Annotated in this window: 1 protein-coding gene; it reads right to left on the bottom strand. The window is 63.4% G+C overall.

Annotation, left to right across the window (positions count from 1 at the left end; translation table 11 throughout):
- Positions 1-35: 35 nt before the first annotated feature.
- On the bottom strand, positions 36-1,061 hold a 1,026-nt coding region (locus tag J0A65_RS22715; RefSeq protein ID WP_206596579.1), incomplete at its 5' end, for a LysR family transcriptional regulator.

Genomic DNA, 1,061 nt, shown 5'->3' with positions numbered 1-1,061 from the left:
CGCAAAGAAAAAAGGCTGCGCCTGACGCAGCCGGCTCAGGCCACAACCGGCAACTCGGCGCCACGGCCTGTGGCCACCTCGGCGCAGATGGCCGCATACAGCGCCATCCACTGTTCGGAACGCCCACCACCCTCACGCAGAAACACACCGATCTGCACCGAGCCGTCCTGGCACAGACCATCCTCGGCGCCGAGAATGCGCAGCGCGCTTCGGTTGACGCTGTATTCCAGCATGAAGGAGATGCCCATGCCCGCTTCGACTGCAGAACAGATGGCACCGAGGTTGGCGCTGCTGAGCACCACGCGCCAGGAGATACCACTGGCATCGAGCTGAGCCAGCGCGGGAGCCTGCCAGAAACAGCCCTTGCCGAATGCGATCACTGGCGCATCCTGCCCCGAGGGCATCCTGAAGCCATGCGCGGCGACCCAGACCAGGCGCTCGTTCCAGCTGAACGCAGGAAGCGCATCGACCTGCTGCCTGTCGGCGATGACCATGTCCAACCTGGTCTCGCGCAACATCCGCGACAGCGCCTGGCTATCATCGATGACGATTTCCAGCTGCACATGCGGATGGTGGCTGGTGAAACGCTCCAGCACCCTGGACAACGCGCCGATGGCGATATCTTCCAGCATGCCGATACGAATGGTCTCCACCTGGCCGCTGGGCTGCAGTGCACGTCTGGCGTCTTCGCCGAGGCTCAGGATCTTGGTGGCATAGGGCAGCAACATCTCCCCTGCCTCGGTCATCGCCACCGCTCTGGGCGAGCGTTCCAGCAGCTTCACGCCCAGATCGTCCTCGAGCCGTTTCACCTGAAGGCTGAGCGCAGCTTGCGTTCGATGCAGCAACTTCGCCGCCCGACTGAAGGACCCCGTGCGGGTGATGGTGACGAAGGCTCGCAGCAGGTCGTTGTCCAGATCGCTATTCACGCAGCGGCATCCATTGAAAGCCCTTGAAACAGCCGGCGACTGTATCACGAAGCCCCGTCCTGGCCGCAGCTCCGGCGCGGCGAACGCCTGCGGGCCATCCACGATAAGCGGCGCTAATCGTGGCATAACGATAAC

Source organism: Bowmanella yangjiangensis, from assembly GCF_017255015.1.
Classification (GTDB): Bacteria; Pseudomonadota; Gammaproteobacteria; order Enterobacterales; family Alteromonadaceae; genus Bowmanella; species Bowmanella yangjiangensis.
Note: the sequence above shows the minus strand (reverse complement) of the source record. Positions and strands in the feature narration are given on the sequence as shown.